Genomic DNA, 16,187 nt, shown 5'->3' on the forward strand with positions numbered 1-16,187 from the left:
GTTGCGAGTGGGATGAGTATGGCAGACAAACAGCGGGCGTATGACACGCGTAAGAATACGGACCTCTTTGCCGACGACGATCCTTTGGCGGAACTTGCTCGCATCGTTGGCTTTGAGCCGCGGGTAGCAGCAAATACTGTCGAAGACGCCCCCCGACAGGAGCCGGCGTTCAATCTCGAAGATGAATTGTTGCGCGAGTTCGAGCGCTACGACGAACCTCAGTCCGCGGCTTCCTTCGATCGTCTGTCTGAGCCCGTCTTGGAGCAGCCGGTTGCCTATGAGGCTCCCGTCGAAGCGGATGTTCCGCCGGTTGCCATGGCTGAACCCGAATTCGTCGTTCAGCCTGAGCTTGCCGGCGAACCGCTCGTTCGTCAGCCTTTTGACCGGGCTTCCAACCTGACCTCTGCCGCTTGGGCATCGGTCGCTCGTGAGGGCGAACCGGTCGCCGGTGGCGCTCGTGATCTGATTGAAGAGCTCGAGATGTCGATCGGCGCGGCGCCTGCTCCGGCAGCGCCCGTTACGCCTGTCAAGGCTCCGCAGTGGTCTGCCGCCAGCATTCGGTTGCCGATCGCGAACTTCCACCCGGCACGCCGCGATGAGGCTTCATCTGCGTCGGTCACTCCCGTCGCTGCTCCCGCGCATGAACCGATCGTTGTTGCGTCGGAGAGCGTTGCTGCTTTCGACGTGCCTGTTGCCGCGGGTTTCCCCGCTGAAATCGATCGCCACGAAGAACCCGATGCGTCTGAGATGCGCCAGGAAGCGCCGGTCGTAGAATCTCTAATCGATCATAGCGCCTTCGACCTGGCTGCTGCCGCGAAGGATGATGGCGCTGTTCAAGCTGACGCCGCGCTAACCGAAGCCGCGCCGGTGGAGATCGACGATATTACCTTCGATATCGATGAACTCCTTGCCGATGTGTCTCATTACCCCGTTCCCGAGCGCCAGACCGCGCCTGCGGCGGATGTCGCGGAGATGCCGACCTCGCCGGAGCCGGCTCGCCCAGCCGCGCCCGTAGTGGCACCATTGCCGACGTCAGTCGAGCAGCTTGTGCCCGCTCCTGCGGCCAAAGCCGAACCGGAAGGTGACGATCCTTTCGCCGGCCATGACTTTGAGCTTGATCTCGAAGGCATCGAACTGGAACTTGCCGATTTTGATTTTGCTGAACCGGTAAAGGCGCAACCGCAGGCGGTCGAGGCGCAGAGAGTTCCGGCGCAGCATATCCAGGAAGCTAAACCGCAGCCGGTCGCCCCGGTGCCCGCTTTCCAGCCGGCGCCAGCTCCCATCGTTGCTGCCGCGCCGATCAGTCAGGCTTCGGCGGAGGCAGCGTTCGTCACGAAGGCGCCCGTGGCTCCTGCGTTCTCGGCCGATGCCGGAGATGATCTTCCTTTCGATCCATCGATGATCTCGGATGCGGAATATCATCCGGAAGCCGTCGAAGAAATGCACGTGCCGGTGCTGCCGCCCGTCGAACAACCGGAACCGGTCGTCGCGACCTCCGACTTCGATTTCGACGTCGACGCTGAAATCGCCAACCTTCTCGCACCCGCCAAGCCGGCAGAAACGCCTGCGAAGCCGGCCGTCGAGGCATGGCGGACCCGTGCGCCGATCTCTGTCGCGCCGGCCGCTGCGCCAGCGGCGGCAGGCGCCAAGCAGGTTCCGTTGCAAAGCCTGGACGAGTTTGAGCGCGCCTTGGAAGAAGATTTCCGCCGGAGCGTCAACGAACCGGTCCAGCGCCGCGAGAACATTTCCCAGGTGCAGATTCAGTCGGCAAGTGAAGCTGAGGATATGAGCCGCGCCCGCTCGATGAAGCGTATGCTGGCTGCTGCTGCCGCGATCGTCGTCTTCGGCGGCGTCGCATATGCAGGTTACACGTTGCTCGCCCGTGATGGAGGCCTCGGTATCACCTCCGGCGAGCCGCGTGTGATCACAGCGGACAAGGATCCCGTTAAGGTTGTGCCGGACAATCCCGGCGGCAAGACCGTGCCAAACCAGGACAAGGCCGTTTATGATAGCGTCGGCGGTGCCGCTGCCGAAGCGCCAAAGCAGAAGGCGCTGGTATCCAGCGACGAGCAGCCGGTGGACGTCGTGCAGCGCACGTTGACCCCGGAAACGCTGCCTGAAGACAACGACAGCGATATCGCGCCGCCAATGGCAACACCTGTCGGCGACACCCAGGATCCGCGTCTGTTGCCCAGCCAGGATACGGCCGCAACTGACGAAGCAGATAATGCCAATCAGGCGCCTTCGGTTTCCGCTCGCAAGGTCCGCACCATGATCGTCCGGCCGGACGGCACTCTGGTTGCCCGCGACGAGCCCGCTCCGGAAGCGGCCCCGACGCTGCCCAAGGCAACGCCGGTTCAGACGCAGAAGGTCACGGCTGGATCAAAGCCGGCCGGCGGCACTGCTGCGAATTTCCCTGCATCGGGCCAGGTCGCCTCGGCCGACATCCGTTCAACACCGGTTGAAGAAGCCAAGCCGACGCCGGCGCAGGCACCCTCCGAGAACGCACTGGCCAAGGCGGCCGCCGCCACTCCCGCGAACGTCGATCCGCCAGTCCGCGCTGTGAAGAGCTCGACGGTTAGCGACGCTGCGCCGGCTCCGGCAACACGCCCGGCAGCGACAAATGCGGTTCAGGCACCTGCTGGGGCGCCCGCTGCGCCTGCGGCGCAAAAGCCGAAGGAGGTTGCCGCTGTTTCGCCGGCAGCGACCCAGGCCCAACCGACGGCTGCAGCTGGAGGCTATGGAGTCCAGATCGCATCGCTTCCTTCGGAGGACGAGGCGAAGAAGTCCTACGCGAGCCTTTCGAAGAAGTTTGCAAGCGTGCTTGCCGGTCGCAGCTACGAGATCCGCAAGGCGGATATTGCGGGCAAGGGCACCTTCTACCGTGTTCGCATCCCGGCAGGCTCCAAGGACGAAGCCGCGGCGGTCTGCGAAAAATACCGCGCCGCAGGCGGCAGCTGCCTTATCTCGAAGTAAGCTTCTGCAAGCATTCAAGGAAAGCGGCGGCCTCCGGTCCGCCGCTTTTTTTGTGAATGCCGGTTGACGCGGCTCGTATTTCCGCCCGACACCTCTATGATTCGGGTATGACCGAATCAAAAGCGATGATCCTTGGCTGTAGCGGCCTTTCTCTCACTCCCGAAGAAAGGGCGTTTTTCAGCGCCGAGCGTCCCTGGGGTTTCATTCTGTTTGGGCGCAATATTTCCGAGCCGCGGCAGATCGGCGACCTCGTCGCGGAGATGCGAGATGCTGTTGGTTGGCACGCCCCTGTCCTGATCGACCAGGAAGGCGGACGCGTCCAGCGCATCCGTCCGCCGATCTTCCAGCATTATCCCTCGGGGCAACAGCTTGGCAATATCTATCGGCAGGACAGAGAAAAGGGCCTTCGCGCCGCGTGGCTGATGTCGCGGCTGCATGCCTTCGATTTATCGAGCCTTGGCATCAACGTGGACTGCCTTCCGGTGTTGGACGTTCCGGTGGAAGGCAGCAGCAACGTGATCGGCAACCGTGCCTACGGCGACGATCCTGCAACGGTGACTGCCATGGGGCGTGCGGCGGCCGAAGGTTTGAAAGCCGGCGGCCTTCTGCCTGTGATGAAGCACATGCCGGGCCACGGTCGCGGCTTTGCCGATTCCCATCATGAACTGCCGGTTGTGACGGTTTCGCGCGCGGAACTCGAGGCGCACGATTTCCCGCCCTTCATTGCCATGAAGGACGAATTGATGGCGATGACGTGTCATGTTGTCTTTGCGGCCATCGACTCTGCGCGTCCGGCAACTACCTCTCGTAAAGTCATCGACGGCATTATTCGCGAATATATCGGCTTCAAAGGGCTGTTGCTTTCCGATGACACGTCGATGAACGCGCTGGCCGGTACGATCGGTGAGCGCGCCGCCAACATCATCGCCGGTGGATGTGATATCGTGCTGCATTGCAATGGCCACATGGACGAAATGGAACAGGTTGCGGAAAACGTACCGGTCCTGCAGGGCCAGTCGCTGTCGCGCGCAGAAGCGGTGCTGAAGGGCTTCCCAACGGCTGACAGGGCCGAGGAAGCTTCGCTCCGCGCCGAATTCGATGCGATGTTTGCAACAGTCTGATCACCATAGGAGCAAGGCAGGGTGACGACGACCAAGGGTACGGAACGGCTACAGACGGCGGCAACGCCGATGGACAAGCTGTGGCAGGAGAACGGCGCCGAGCGCGCGAGCTCCGATCCCGCGCTGTTGATCGACGTCGCCGGCTTCGAAGGTCCCCTCGACCTCTTGCTCTATCTCGCCCGCAATCAGAAGGTCGATCTGTCCCGCATCTCCGTTCTTGCGCTGGCTGAGCAATATCTGCAGTTCATCGAAAGCGCACGGCGGATACGGATAGAGCTTGCTGCCGACTATCTGGTGATGGCCGCTTGGCTTGCCTATTTGAAATCACGCCTGCTGATCCCGCAACAGGCCAAGGATGACGGACCTTCCGGCGAGGAGATGGCGGCGACGCTCGCTTTCCGCCTGAAGCGCCTCGAGGCGATGCGCGAGGCCGCGAGCGGTCTCGTCAACCGCAACCGTCTTGGGCGGGATATCTTCGCTCGCGGCGCGCCGGAGCACATCCCCGATAGACATCAGTCGGCATATGATGCGAGCCTCTACGATTTGCTGACGGCCTATGCGTCGCTCAGGCAGCGTCAGGCAGTGACGCAGGTGACGATCGCTCGACGCAATGTCTGGTCGCTGACGGACGCCCGCGAGCTTCTGACTCGCATCACCGGCGAGATCGGCGACTGGACAGCCCTCGAATCTTATCTCTTGCGTTACATGGCGTCGCCGGAAGACAGGGTCACGGCGATTGCCAGTACCTTTGCAGCCTCCCTCGAACTTGTCCGCGAAGGTAAACTTGAAATCCGCCAGGATGGAGCCTTCCAGCCGCTCTACATGCGGCGAGGCCCGAAGCATGCGACGCTGCAGGTCGTCGAACAGGAGCGACCGGCGTGACCGATCTGGAAGACGAACGCATTGATAGCGCCATGACGGAAGATTCAGACGAGGAGGTTCGTGCGGAGAGCGAGGCGGAGCGCATTGCCGAGGCGCTGGTTTTTGCGTCTGCCCAGCCCGTGTCCGAAAGCTTCATTGCGGACCGCTTGCCTCGCACCTTCAACGTCCGCGCCATCATGTTGCGCCTGAAGGAGCAATACGCCCATCGCGGCGTCAATCTCGTCCAGGTAGATGATGCCTGGGCGTTTAGAACGGCAGCCGACCTCTCTTTCGTCATCAGGCGGGACGAGAACGAAGCGAAGAAGCTGTCGCGCGCAGCCCTAGAAGTCTTGGCGATCATCGCCTATCACCAGCCGGTGACGCGCGCCGAGATCGAGGACATCCGAGGCGTACAAACGTCTCGCGGCACGCTCGATGTGCTGATGGAGGCAGGTTGGGTTCGGTTCCGCGGTCGCAGGCGGACGCCGGGCCGCCCGGTCACGCTCGGCACCACCCGGGATTTCCTCGACCATTTCGGCTTGGAAGAACTGCGCGACTTGCCGGGGCTGGAAGAATTGAAGGGAGCGGGGCTGCTCTCCGGTCGCATACCGGCCAATTTCAATGTACCATCGCCTATGATGAACGACGAGTTGACCGAGGACGAAGATCCCATAACGCAACTCGATCTCGAGGAACTCGGCCTGCTTGCGCCGGGTGGCGGGTCCGAAGACTGATCGGATTTGTCGTGGTTCCGCTACGTGTCGCGAAAACAATGCCGATCACGGTTTTTCGAATGTGTAATCTCTTGTCACAGAGGGCGATACCGTGACATTAAGCGACAATCCAAGGGGAACTTTGATGTTGGAATTGGTGTAGGAAGCTCTTACATCTGGAAACATCGCAACAGGGAGTTAGCGTAATGGGTTCTTTTAGCATGTGGCACTGGCTGATCGTTCTGGTCATCGTGCTGTTGTTGTTCGGTCGTGGCAAGATTCCGGAGCTGATGGGTGATGTCGCCAAGGGCATCAAGAGCTTCAAGAAGGGCATGAACGACGAAGACGCGCCTGAGTCCACGACTGCCAAGACCGTCGATCACAAGGCCGACGAAACGAAGTAATCCACTTCCGGGCAACGTAGCCCCCACGTTTCCCGTTCAGGAGCCTTGAATGTTCGATATTGGCTGGACCGAGCTGCTTGTCATCGCGGTCGTATTGATCGTGGTGGTTGGTCCCAAGGACTTGCCGCCGATGCTTCGTGCGTTCGGCAAGATGACTCAACGCGCCCGCAAGGTTGCCGGTGAGTTTCGTGCTCAGTTCGACGAGGCCTTGCGCGAGGCAGACCTGGACGAAGTCCGCCAGACGCTGACGGATGCGCAGAAGCTGAACCCCGTCAACAGTTTGCGCGAAGCAATGAACCCGCTTCGCCAGATGGGTAATGAAATCAAGGCTGACCTGCAGAAGGCGACGACGGTCGACAACAAGACCGAGGTTCCGCCGGCTGCTGTATCGGTGCCTGAGCCGTCGATGAGCCTGCCAGAGACGCCGCCTGTCGTCACGCCGGTGCCTGCTGCTGTAGCAAATGTGGAAACTGCGGCAGTTCAGGAGAAGCCTAAGGCAGTCCGCAAGCCGCGCGCCAAGGCTGAGACCGCTCCTGCACCGGTCGCTGCCGCTGTCGAGAAGCCTAAGCGGGCTTCGACGAAGACAGCTGTCACCAAGAAGCCTGCGGCAGTTGCCGCCACAACCGCTCCGAAGAAGACAGCAGCAAAGAAGAAGAAGGACGACGCATGAGCGGTGAAATCGAAGACAAGCCGCAGCCACTGATCGAACACCTCATGGAGCTGCGTACGCGGCTGATCTGGTCGATCGGTGCGTTTTTCGTCGCGTTCATTGTCTGCTTCATATTCGCCAAGCACCTCTTCAACGTCCTGGTTTATCCATACAAATGGGCGGTGGTCTGGGCGAAGCTGGACGTGTCCAAAGCGCAGCTCATTTACACCGCGCCGCAGGAATTCTTCTTCACGCAGGTGAAGGTTGCTATGTTCGGCGGCCTGGTGATCGCCTTTCCGATTATCGCCGCACAGATTTACAAGTTCGTCGCGCCTGGCCTCTACAAAAACGAGCGCGCCGCCTTCCTGCCGTTTCTGATCGCGTCGCCTATCCTGTTCTTGATGGGCGCTTCGCTTGTCTATTTCTTCTTCACGCCGATGGTCATGTGGTTCTTTCTGACCATGCAGCAGGCCCCTGGCGAGGGCGATGTCGCGATCTCCCTGCTTCCGAAGGTCTCCGAGTATCTCAGCCTGATCATGACACTGGTCTTCTCGTTCGGACTGGTCTTCCAGCTTCCTGTTATCACGACGCTGCTGGCGCGCGTCGGATTGCTGACGTCGGATTGGTTGGCTGAGAAGCGCAAGTTCGCGATTGTGCTTGCCTTTATCGTTGCAGCGGTGCTGACGCCACCCGATCCGATGTCCCAGATCGGCCTTGCACTGCCGACCATCCTTCTCTACGAGATTTCCATCTACGCGGCGCGACTCGTGGAGCGCCAGCGTGCCCGCGAGGCGGTCGAAGAGGCTGAAGGAACCACGGACGTTGCCAAGACGGACAACGTCTGACCACTCTCCCTCAATGAACGCTTCCAAGTATCCGGTCGAGGCCTAGCAGGGCTTTGGCCGGGTTATCTTTCTTACAACGACCTGGAACGACGATGCTCGATATAAAATGGATCCGTGAGAATCCCGAAGCGCTCGATGCGGCACTTGCCAAGCGTGGTGCCGAGCCTTTGTCCGAAAGTCTGGTTGCGCTCGATGAAAAGCGCCGCTCGGCCGTTCAAAAGGTCCAGGACCTGTTGTCCCGCCGCAATACCGCATCCAAGGAAATTGGTGCGGCGATGGCGCAGAAGAACAGCGAGCTTGCAGAAAAACTGAAGGCGGAAGTGGCCGACCTGAAGGTGTTGCTTCCGACCGTCGAAGGGGACGAACGCCAGGCGACGGACGAACTGAATGACGCGCTGTCGCGCATTCCGAACGTCCCGCATGACGACGTGCCGGTCGGCAAGGACGAGCACGACAATGCCGTTGCCCGCGTCGTCGGCGAAAAGCCTCGCTGGAACCACACGCCCAAGGAACATTTCGAGATCGGTGAAGCGCTTGGCTACATGGATTTCGAGCGGGCCGCCAAGCTCTCCGGATCGCGCTTTACAGTGCTGACCGGTCCGCTGGCTCGGCTCGAGCGGGCACTCGGTCAGTTCATGATCGACCTGCATACGAGCGAGCACGGCTATACCGAAGTCAGCTCGCCGCTGATGGTTCGCGATGATGCTATGTTCGGTACCGGGCAGTTGCCGAAGTTTGCGGAGGATTTGTTCAAGACGACGGACGGTCGTTGGTTGATCCCGACCGCGGAAGTGACACTGACCAATCTTGTCTCGGGCGAAATCCTCGATCAGGAGAAGCTGCCGCTCCGCTTCACCGCGCTGACGCCGTCTTTCCGTTCGGAGGCGGGGTCTGCCGGTCGCGACACGCGTGGCATGCTGCGCCAGCATCAGTTCTGGAAGTGTGAACTCGTCTCGATCACCGATGCCGAGAGCTCGCTTGCCGAGCATCAGCGCATGACAGCCTGCGCTGAGGAGGTGTTGAAGCGCCTCGGCCTGCATTTCCGTACGATGACGCTCTGCACCGGCGACATGGGCTTTGGCGCGCGCAAGACCTACGACCTTGAGGTTTGGCTGCCGGGCCAGAACACTTATCGTGAGATCTCGTCCTGCTCGGTTTGCGGCGATTTCCAGGCGCGTCGCATGAATGCGCGCTATCGCGGCAAAGAAGACAAGGCGACGAAGTTCGTCCACACGCTGAACGGTTCGGGCACCGCCGTTGGCCGCTGCCTGATCGCGGTTCTGGAGAACTACCTGAACGAGGACGGTTCTGTGACTATCCCTGACGTCCTGCTGCCATATATGGGTGGTTTGAAGAAGATCGAACGGGCGGCCTGAGCCGATGCGCATTCTGCTCACCAACGACGACGGCATTCATGCAGAAGGCCTCGCGGCGCTGGAACGGATTGCGCGGACGCTCTCCGATGATGTCTGGATTGTCGCGCCGGAGACGGACCAGAGCGGCCTTGCACATTCGTTGAGCCTTTCCGAGCCATTGCGGCTGCGCAAGATTTCCGACAAGCATTTCGCGCTGCGCGGAACGCCGACCGATTGCGTCATCATGGGCATCAGGCAGGTCATGGACGCCAAGCCGGATCTCGTGCTCTCAGGCGTTAATTCGGGATCGAACGTTGCCGATGATGTCACCTATTCCGGCACTATCGCCGGCGCCATCGAAGGCACAATGCAGGGCGTCCGCTCCTTTGCTTTGAGCCAGGCCTATCTGCACCATGACGGCGCAAGGGCCGTCCCGTGGGAGGTCTGCGAGGCGCACGCGCCGGCACTTCTCGACAAGCTGATATCGCTCGACCTGCCAGAGGGCACGTTCCTGAACCTGAACTTTCCGAATTGTCGGCCTGAAGAGGTCGAGGGCGTGGAAGTCACGGCGCAAGGCAAGCTTGCTTTCAACCTGCAGGTCGATGCGCGTTCTGACGGACGCGGCTTTCCCTACTATTGGCTCAGGTTTGGAGAGCGTGCGGGTGCCTTCGTCGCCGGTACAGATATTCACGCTCTGAAGCATCGCAAGGTTTCGGTAACTCCTTTGAAACTGGATCTGACTGATTATTCCGTACAGGACCGCGTGGCGCGGGCGCTTTCGAGTACGGAGTAAATTGCTTTGACGGCACGGCTGGTGGAGAAGGAAGGTTTTGCGGCGCTCGTCTTGAGGCTGCGAGCCGAGGGCGTATCCGATCTGGACCTGCTGACTGCGGTCGAGCAGACGCCGCGGTCGCTGTTCGTGCCGCCTCAGTTTGCCGAGCAGGCCTATTCGAGCCGCACGATCCCGATCGAATGCGGCTCCTTCCTCGAGGGTGTCGATCTCGCAGTGAGGATCCTCCACCATCTGAAGATCAAGCCGGGGCAGCGTGTACTCGAGGTCGGCACTGGTAGTGGTTTCATGTCCGCCGTCATGGCCCGCATGGCCGAACGCGTGCTGACGATAGACCGCTACAAGACGCTGACGACGAATGCGCAGCGCCGTGTCGACTCGCTCGGGCTTCGAAACGTCATCATTCGACAGGCCGACGGCAGCGCCGGTCTGCAAGGCGAGGGGACGTTCGACCGCATTCTGGTCACCGCCGCGTTCAACTCCATGCCGCGGTTCTACACCGATCAACTTGTTTCCGGCGGTTCGATGATCGCCCCCTTGATGATCTCCGAGGATGAGTGTCGCCTGGTGCGGCTGACGAAAACGGGCAGCCGCTTCGAGCGCGAAGAACTGTTCGACACGCCTTATCTCCCGATCGTGCCGCGCCTGGCCTCGCAACTTTGAGGCGATCCGCCCGTTGGCGTTGCTATGGTTAGCAATCTCTCAAAAAAATCTCGCGGATTTCGGTACCTTAACCGCGTGGTAATACTAACGCGCTTTAATAAACCCACAAATGGTTGCGTTCATCAGTGGGTCGAGTCATGCGTTTCAGTCTTTCGCCAAGAGTAGGCAAGTCTGCCGGTAATGTCCTGATAGCGGCTTTGCTGGCGAGTACCGTAGCGGGTTGCAGTTCCGATGTGACACGTTTCGGTGGTCTTTTCTCGTCGTCCGGTCAGGATCAGATGACGACCAATTCCATTCCGCGCAGAAGCATGGGCGGTCTGCAGGCCGATCCGGTTCCGCAGGCGGATCTGGCGCAGGGCGGCTACTCGCCGAGCAATCAGGCGATGAATCAACCTTATCCGGCGCAGCCCGCTTACGGCGCCTCCAGTGCCCGCATGGCCTCGGCACCTGTCTCCGTTCAGCGTTCCGATCTCGCTGCTCCCTCCGCAGGAACGCCAGTGGCGCCATCCCACGAAAGGCAGGTCGCTCTCGCTCAGCCATTCCCTGCAGCCGCTGCCCCGAAGAAGTCGGCGCCCATTCTCGTTCCTCCGAAGACGGCAACCGACTCGATCGTTACCGGCACGACCCCGAAGGCCTCCGGCTGGTCGGCAACCAACGCGCCGTCCGTCACGCTTCGCCCGGGTGAAAGCACTGCGACACTGGCTAATCGCTACGGTGTGCCGGAGAAGGAAATCCTTCGGGTCAACGGCTTCAAAACTGCAGCTGCCGCCAAGCCTGGTCAGATCATTCTGATCCCGACCTTCAACGGAGGCAATGCCGCCAAGGCAGCCGCACAGACAGCCGACCTCTCAAAGGGTGGGCATCTGCCGCAACCGGGCAAGCAGCAGGAGCAGAACGTTGCCGTCGTTCCGGGTGCGAATTCCGCCCGCGACAAGTCGGTCGCAAATGCCGATCCGTCCAGCAAGCTTGCCGCCGGCGCAGGCAAGGGGCCGAAGGGCGCTGGCGGCACCTATGTCGTCAAGCCTGGCGACTCGCTTGCCAAGATTGCCAAGGCGACGGGCACCAGCATCGACGATCTTAAGGCCGCCAACAACCTGTCGGCTGGTTCGATCCGCATCGGTCAGGAACTCAATCTCCCTGGCGTTTCGCAGGATGGAATGAAAACCGCCTCCATTCCAGCGAAGGCAGAACCGAAGCCGGTCGCACAGCCAGCCTCTGCAACGACGAGTGCCGCTGCGCAACCGGCAACCTACAAGGCTCCCGTCGCCACGGAGACAGTGGATGAGGCTGCCAAGAAGGAAGTGGCGTCCGCGGCGCCCGAGGCAACCGGCATCGGCAAGTATCGCTGGCCGGTTCGCGGTGCAGTGATTGCGGCCTATGGCGCCAACGTCAACGGTAGCCGCAATGATGGCATCGATATCTCCGTGCCGCAGGGCACGCCGATCAAGGCCGCCGAAAACGGCGTCGTCATCTATGCCGGCAACGGGCTGAAGGAACTCGGCAATACGGTTCTCGTCCGCCATGATGACGGCACGGTCACCGTCTACGGCAACGCCGACACCCTGAGCGTTACCCGCGGCCAGAAGATCCAGCGCGGCCAGACGGTTGCCGTCTCCGGCATGAGCGGCAGCGTCAAGCAGCCGCAGGTCCACTTCGAAGTCCGCAAGGATGCGACTCCGGTCAACCCGATTACTTTCCTCGAATAGGTATTGCGTCCGAGGATGCTCAAAAGCCCGGCTTCGAAGCCGGGCTTTTGTCATTATGCGCGGTCGAGTGCGATGCGCATACGGCCGGCGAGATCCTGGATGTACTGCCAGGCGACGCGGCCGGAACGCGCGCCGCGCGTCGTAGCCCATTCCAGCGCCTCCGCATGCATCTTTTCGCGATCGATCGGCAGCTTGAAATGGTCAGCGTAGCCGTCGATCATCGTCAGATAGTCGTCCTGGCTGCATTTGTGGAAGCCGAGCCAAAGGCCAAACCGATCGGATAGTGAAACCTTCTCTTCGACCGCTTCGGAGGGATTGATCGCCGTCGACTGCTCGTTCTCCATCATGTGGCGCGGAAGCAGATGGCGCCTGTTCGAGGTGGCATAGAAGAGCACGTTGTCTGGCCGCCCCTCGACACCACCATCAAGGGCTGCCTTGAGCGATTTGTATGCCGTGTCATCGTGATCGAACGAAAGGTCGTCGCAGAAGACGATGACGCGATGCGGGGTGTCCTTGAGAAGATCGAGCAGTGTCGGGAGGCTCGCAATATCTTCGCGATGCACTTCCACCAGCTTCAACGATACTCCGCTCTCGCGCCGCACATCCTCGTGAACAGCCTTGACCAGCGATGACTTTCCCATGCCGCGCGCACCCCACAGGAGAACGTTGTTTGCCGCATAGCCTTCGGCGAAGCGCACCGTATTCTCGTGCAGGATGTCGCGTACGTGGTCGACGCCGCGGATCAGCTTGAGTGCCACGCGGTTCGGCCGCGCAACCGGCTGGAGATGCTGGCGGGCAGGGGCCCAGACGAAGCAGTCGGCCGCGTTCCAGTCGTTGACTGCGGGCGCAGGGCCGGCCAAGCGGTCGATCGCGTCCGTCAGTCGGCGCAGCTCCGTCAGAATGGCGTGGTTGACGTCTTCGGCCATGGGGCCTTCCTCCTGAATTCTGGTTGTAGCCAGCGTACCGTGTCTTTTGCCTGCGGCGTAGCATGGCCTTTTGCGAGCGGAAAGGTTATGAGGCAGCGGAATCGGTACGGTTTCCAGCTGTTTCTGTTGCATTCGCAAAGACCATAATTATAGTCCGGCCACCCGAGAAAAGGCGGAGTTCCGCCACCGGAATGTTTTGAGGAGTTTAGCATGTTCATCACCCCGGCATTTGCCCAGGCTGCTACCGACACTGCGGCGTCGCCGTTCGGCTCTGGCTTTGAAATGATCATCCTTTTCGTGCCGCTGATGGTCGTCTGGTACTTCCTGCTGATCCGTCCGCAGCGCGCGCAGGCCAAGAAGCGCGAAGAGACGCTGAAGGCGATCCGTCGCGGCGATCAGGTTGTCACCGGTGGCGGCCTCGTCGGCAAGGTCACCAAGGTTGTTGACGACAAGGAACTCGAAGTGGAGATTGCTGACGGCGTTCGCGTTCGCATCGTCCGCACCGGCATTTCGGAAGTTCGCGTCAAGGGTGAGCCGGTCAAGGCGGACGCCGCGTAGTATTGCAAACCTAGCCGCGAACCGGATTGGTCGGGTCGGAAACAGTCGAGAGAAAATGCGTCGTTTTTCCCGCTTGAAGGCCGTTCTGATCTGGTTGTTGGTGGTGGCGGCCGCGATAATCGCGGCCCCAAATCTGTTATCGGAAGGGCAGCGCTCTAAGCTCCCCTTTTGGCTGGCTCACAGTCGCGTTGTGCCTGGACCCGATGTGCAGGGCGGTTCCCATCTGCTTCTCCAGATCGAACGCGTTGATGTCGTGAAGGACCGGCTCGAACGCACGGTCGCGGATGTTCGCGGCAAGTTGCGTGAAGCCAACATTCGCTACACCGGTCTGACCGGGAACGACCAGGACGTCACCGTCAAGATAACCGACGCCGGCCAGGTGGATGCTGCCGTCAAGGCCTTGAACGCACTGACCGCGACCACGAAGAGCGGCTGGTTTGGAAGTTCGGTCCAAAGTGTTTCCCTGGAGAAGGGCAACGACGCACAGCTTACGCTGCGAATTTCAAACGATAGCATCGACGAAGGAATTGCAACCGCGCAAGCTCAGTCCCTCGCAGTCGTCGAGCGCCGCATCGCCGGTCTGGGGATCAACGATTTTTCCGTTCGCGCCGATGGTGACGACCGTATCGACGTCGAGGCCCTCGGTTCTATCGACGTCGAGCGGCTGAAGAATATTCTGAACGAGCCTGCTGAGCTTTCGGTTCGGATGATCGATGAAAGCATGTCGGGGCAGCAGGCCCTTGCCGGTCGCTGGCCGGCGACATCAGAGGTGCTCTATTCTCTGGACGATCCGCCCGTTCCCTACCTCGTCGATCGAACAGATTTCGTTACAGGCAAGAATCTCGTTGATGTCCAGGCGGTTGCCGATGCGCAAACGGACTCGGTCGCGATCACCTATAAGCTGGATGCCGAAGGAACCGAGGAACTCGCGCAGAAGACGCGCCAGAACATCGGACGGCACCTGGCCATACTTTTCGATGATCAGGTCATGGCTGCGCCGCTGATCAATGCGCCGATCCTGGACGGCACCGGAAGGGTGCCGGTCAGCTTCAGCGAGGACGGAGCCCGCGATCTTGCGCTGATGTTGCGAAGCGGCGCTCTGCCGGCGACGTTGACGACCGTGGAGGAGCGCACCGTCAGCCCCAGCCTCGGCGCGGAATCGAAGCGCGCCGGTCTGGTAGCTGGCTTCGTCGCTGCGATCCTTGTCACCGGGTTGATGTTTGCCTTCTATCGAAAGCTGGGCATCATCGCCGGCATTTCGCTTGTCCTGAACCTCCTCTTGATTCTCGCTGTGCTGAGCGCAATCGGCGCAACGCTGACGCTGCCCGGCCTCGCAGGCATCGTCTTGATCATAGGCATGGCTGTCGATGCTAATGTGCTCGTCTACGAGCGTATCCGGGAGGAGGCGAAAGCCGGTCACTCCTTCGCGGATGCGATCAGTAACGGGTTTTCGCGTGCATTCCTGACGATCCTTGATGCCAATGTCACGATCGTCATCGCGGCAGTCATCCTCTACTATCTCGGCAGTGACACCGTTCGGGGTTTTGCGGTGACGCTGGCGGCGGGAATTCTGACGACCGTCTTTACCACTTTCACGTTGACGCGCTGGATTGTCGTCACCTGGCTTCACCGCAAGCATCCGCGGCATCTGCCCAGGGACGTCCGCACAGGCATCTTTGATCACGCCAACATCCGCTTCATGGGGATACGGCGCTACACCTTCACTGCGTCGGCAGCGCTTTCGATCCTGGCGATGATCGGCTTCGCAACGGTCGGCGCCAATCTTGGCGTTGATTTTGCCGGCGGGTCGTTGGTGGAGGTCAAGGCGAAGCACGGCAATGCCGATCCTGATGATATTCGTGCCCGCCTCGACGATCTGAACATTGGGAACATTGAAGCTCGCCGCCTCTCCGACGCGTCGACGGCATTGGTTCGCATCCAGGCGCAGGGCGGCGGCGAAAATGCTGAGCAGTCGGCGATGACCTTGCTGCGTGATGAGTTGAGCGACGACTATGAGATCCCGCGGGTCGAGGTTGTCGGCCCCGCGGTGTCGGGCGAACTGACCAAGGCCGCGACGTTGGGCATACTTGGCTCACTGGCTGTCATCTTACTTTACATCTGGCTGCGCTTCGAATGGCGGTTCGCGGTCGGGGCTATCATCGCGACACTACACGATATCATACTGACGCTTGGCCTCTTCGTGCTGACTGGGATGGAATTCAATCTCACGAGCGTCGCGGCCATCCTGACGATCATCGGCTATTCGCTCAACGATACGGTGGTCGTCTACGACCGGATGCGCGAGAATCTGAAGCGCTATCGCAAGATGCCGATGCCGATCCTGATCGACGCGTCCATCAATCAGACGCTGTCGCGCACGGTACTGACGGCTGCGACGACCTTGCTTGCGCTTGTCGCGCTCTGCCTTTTCGGCGGTGACGTGATCCGCCCGTTCGCCTTTGTGATGCTGTTTGGCGTTGCCATCGGCACCTTTTCCTCCATCTACATAGCCGCGCCCGTGCTGATCGCTTTCAAGCTCCGCCCGGACGTGGTTGATAGCGACCAACATGAGAAAGTGGCCGAGCCGGATACGAACTCCGGCAATCCGGCAGTGTGAGAA

14 protein-coding genes are annotated in these 16,187 nt (G+C 60.8%); 13 read left to right on the forward strand and 1 reads right to left on the reverse strand.

The features are described from left to right. The first annotated feature begins 18 nt into the window (after positions 1-18). From ATY79_RS04455 to ATY79_RS04505, 11 genes are all read left to right on the forward strand, one after another. Positions 19-2,976 (forward strand): SPOR domain-containing protein, encoded by a 2,958-nt coding sequence (locus ATY79_RS04455; RefSeq protein WP_088694961.1) that lies wholly within the window; start codon positions 19-21, stop codon positions 2,974-2,976. 107 nt (positions 2,977-3,083) lie between these two features. After that, complete coding sequence (nagZ, locus tag ATY79_RS04460; protein WP_088694962.1) at positions 3,084-4,097, forward strand: beta-N-acetylhexosaminidase; 1,014 nt, start codon at positions 3,084-3,086, stop codon at positions 4,095-4,097. A 21-nt stretch (positions 4,098-4,118) separates the two neighbouring features. After that, positions 4,119-4,979 (forward strand): ScpA family protein, encoded by an 861-nt coding sequence (locus ATY79_RS04465; RefSeq protein ID WP_088703140.1) that lies wholly within the window; start codon positions 4,119-4,121, stop codon positions 4,977-4,979. 32 nt (positions 4,980-5,011) lie between these two features. Continuing rightward, positions 5,012-5,692 carry an SMC-Scp complex subunit ScpB gene (gene scpB, locus ATY79_RS04470; protein ID WP_088694963.1) on the forward strand — a complete coding sequence of 227 codons (681 nt, stop codon included), beginning with the start codon at positions 5,012-5,014 and terminating at the stop codon, positions 5,690-5,692. Between the two features lie 185 nt (positions 5,693-5,877). Continuing rightward, the gene (locus ATY79_RS04475; protein ID WP_007532194.1) at positions 5,878-6,075 is read left to right on the forward strand and encodes a twin-arginine translocase TatA/TatE family subunit; all 198 of its coding nucleotides are present in this window, start codon (positions 5,878-5,880) and stop codon (positions 6,073-6,075) included. A 49-nt stretch (positions 6,076-6,124) separates the two neighbouring features. Next, positions 6,125-6,745 carry a Sec-independent protein translocase protein TatB gene (gene tatB / locus ATY79_RS04480; protein WP_088694839.1) on the forward strand — a complete coding sequence of 207 codons (621 nt, stop codon included), beginning with the start codon at positions 6,125-6,127 and terminating at the stop codon, positions 6,743-6,745. Beyond that, positions 6,742-7,569 carry a twin-arginine translocase subunit TatC gene (tatC, locus tag ATY79_RS04485; RefSeq protein ID WP_088694840.1) on the forward strand — a complete coding sequence of 276 codons (828 nt, stop codon included), beginning with the start codon at positions 6,742-6,744 and terminating at the stop codon, positions 7,567-7,569. Before tatB ends, tatC begins: the two co-directional genes overlap by 4 nt. Positions 7,570-7,661: 92 nt before the next feature. Then, complete coding sequence (serS, locus tag ATY79_RS04490; RefSeq protein ID WP_088694841.1) at positions 7,662-8,945, forward strand: serine--tRNA ligase; 1,284 nt, start codon at positions 7,662-7,664, stop codon at positions 8,943-8,945. A gap of 4 nt (positions 8,946-8,949) precedes the next feature. Then, a complete protein-coding gene (gene surE / locus ATY79_RS04495) occupies positions 8,950-9,717 on the forward strand; it encodes a 5'/3'-nucleotidase SurE (RefSeq protein ID WP_088694842.1) in 768 nt (255 codons plus the stop codon). 6 nt (positions 9,718-9,723) lie between these two features. Beyond that, positions 9,724-10,377, forward strand: coding sequence for a protein-L-isoaspartate(D-aspartate) O-methyltransferase (locus tag ATY79_RS04500; RefSeq protein WP_088694843.1), 654 nt, complete (start codon positions 9,724-9,726; stop codon positions 10,375-10,377). 137 nt (positions 10,378-10,514) lie between these two features. Further along, a complete protein-coding gene (locus tag ATY79_RS04505; RefSeq protein WP_088694844.1) occupies positions 10,515-12,083 on the forward strand; it encodes a M23 family metallopeptidase in 1,569 nt (522 codons plus the stop codon). A 53-nt stretch (positions 12,084-12,136) separates the two neighbouring features. Here the strand turns inward: ATY79_RS04505 and ATY79_RS04510 are convergent, their stop codons facing one another. After that, positions 12,137-13,009 carry an ATP-binding protein gene (locus tag ATY79_RS04510; protein ID WP_088694845.1) on the reverse strand — a complete coding sequence of 291 codons (873 nt, stop codon included), beginning with the start codon at positions 13,007-13,009 and terminating at the stop codon, positions 12,137-12,139. Between the two features lie 210 nt (positions 13,010-13,219). Here ATY79_RS04510 and yajC point away from each other — a divergent pair, with 210 nt between their 5' ends. Together yajC and secDF are read left to right on the forward strand one after the other, a co-directional pair. Next, a complete protein-coding gene (gene yajC, locus ATY79_RS04515) occupies positions 13,220-13,567 on the forward strand; it encodes a preprotein translocase subunit YajC (protein WP_018859378.1) in 348 nt (115 codons plus the stop codon). A 55-nt stretch (positions 13,568-13,622) separates the two neighbouring features. Next, positions 13,623-16,184, forward strand: coding sequence for a protein translocase subunit SecDF (gene secDF, locus ATY79_RS04520; RefSeq protein WP_088694846.1), 2,562 nt, complete (start codon positions 13,623-13,625; stop codon positions 16,182-16,184). The last annotated feature ends 3 nt before the right edge of the window (positions 16,185-16,187 follow it).

Origin of the sequence: Rhizobium sp. R693, assembly GCF_002211315.1 — a bacterium.
Taxonomy (GTDB): domain Bacteria; phylum Pseudomonadota; class Alphaproteobacteria; order Rhizobiales; family Rhizobiaceae; genus Rhizobium.